The sequence below is a fragment of the Microvirga sp. P5_D2 genome, assembly GCF_054049475.1.
This window is the reverse complement of sequence record NZ_JBFUMH010000348.1, coordinates 1-1,809: the sequence shown is the minus strand read 5'-3', so window position 1 is coordinate 1,809 and position 1,809 is coordinate 1. Positions and strand designations below refer to the sequence as shown.

Genomic DNA, 1,809 nt, shown 5'->3' with positions numbered 1-1,809 from the left:
TTCGTCCCCGGCGCCGGCTCCAGCTCATACAACGTCACAACAGGACCGGGATGAACGTTGATGATTTCGCCTTTGACATTGAAATCCCACAGCACGTTCTCCAGCGCCGCGGCATTTTCCTGCAGAACTTCAGGCGGCACCTCGACACTGTTCTCCGCGTGCGGTTCTGCCAGAAGGTCCAAATCGGGAAGTTCGAAATCGAATGAAGCTCCGGCAGGAACCGACGCATGCGCCTTGCTGAAACTGTCGTTCGCCGGCGTCGGTGCGGTCCTGACATTCGCGACGCGCGGCGTCGGCTTCACGGGAGGCGCGGCACGCGGAACTTCGATGCGTTCTTCATCGATGTCGTCGAGATCGTCCGGTTCATCATCCCAGGGGGCAGTTTCAATTTGAACGGGCTCGGGACGTGGCGCTGGCGCAGGAGTCGGAGCGCGCGTGATGACGCGTTGCGCCGCAGCCTTCCTGACGGGAGGCAGGGGCGCGTCAGCACTTTTCTCGATCGCCGCTTCGGACTGCGGCTGCAGACTCGGATCGATGAGGTAAGTGCCCGGCTGCCACRGGAAGGAATAAGACTGCTGAACAGCCGGCAGATCGAGCGGAGCAGACTTTGCTGTCGCGGGAGCGCCCTGCCCGGCCGGCTTGCGGACGATCAGCGGGTTCGATGTTTTCGCAACAGGTTGCGCCTGCGGCTCGACGGCCGGCGTTCCGGACGGAGCCGTCTCGTTCCTCAGACGTGCTGAAGCCTGCGGAGACATGCGGGTCGGTGTACGTCCGAAGTGAACGCCTGGTCYCTGTGCAGGCTCCGGGCGCTGCGCGGCATCACCACGGCTCGCCGGAGCAACCGGCTGAGGCGCAGCAGTGCGAGGCGCTTCGGAGCGAGCGGCTTCAGGCTTCTTATCGAGGACAGGCTTCTCGACGGGCAGCGGAGCGGCCTGCTTCAGGCGCTCCTTCAATACACGGTCAGGGGTGCGGGTATACCGCACCTCCGATGACACAGGCGGCTTCTGACCCCATGTGGGATCCTGAAGCGGGGCCTGAGCACTTTCACCTGTCGGAGAGTCGTAACCTTCTAGGGCGGAGGAGGAGGGCCGGCGTCTGAAATGCATTGTCATTATGATGTTGGGGCTGAGGCATTCAGCCCTCGGGGTTGGTCCCTCGCAGTTACACCCACTAAAGGTAAAAAGAGCCTTAGGGCCAGACGCCTCATCCCCAATGTCCCCACCCGAGACCAGCCCCCTCCCCTTATATAATGGGAGACCATCCCCATATGTCCTTCAGGACGACATGCGCCGTTACCCGAACCGTCGGCCTGCGATCTTCACTTGCATAAAAAAACGAATCGCTTATATCGGCGCATCCCTGGCGCACCGCTGATGCGGGTCAGCGCCACATCCAGACAGCGCGACGTCCGGTTCACGCAGAAATGCATGAGCAGGCACGCTTGTCTCCAGATGAAGATAAGTCTCTTATCTCCATCCACGACATGAACCCTCGACCTCGAAGCAATTCGAGAGATCGAAGGGCTCCTCTGACGGCAATTTCGAATATTCATCGATCAGCGTAAGCTGTCTCGATAAGTATAACATAGAAACAATACTGTTTCTGTGAACGGCATTGCTTTATCTAAACTTCGTCTGACGATGCGGCGCTCGCAAAAATCTGAGAAATTCTCTGATTGAGCGTTGACTTCCAAAAGCGGATCACTTAGATACACATTCATCGACGGCGGCCACTGCGGTGGTTGACCGGATGGAGGCCTCGGGGCTCTGGTGCTGCACAGCGGCGGGGGTCTTATGAGGTTCTTTGTCT

Annotated in this window: 1 protein-coding gene; it reads right to left on the bottom strand. The window is 59.4% G+C overall.

The window, feature by feature from the left end:
* Positions 1-995 (bottom strand): DNA translocase FtsK (locus tag ACXJKO_RS31540; RefSeq protein ID WP_457094940.1); only part of this gene is annotated, 995 nt, incomplete at its 3' end.
* Positions 996-1,809: the final 814 nt, after the last annotated feature.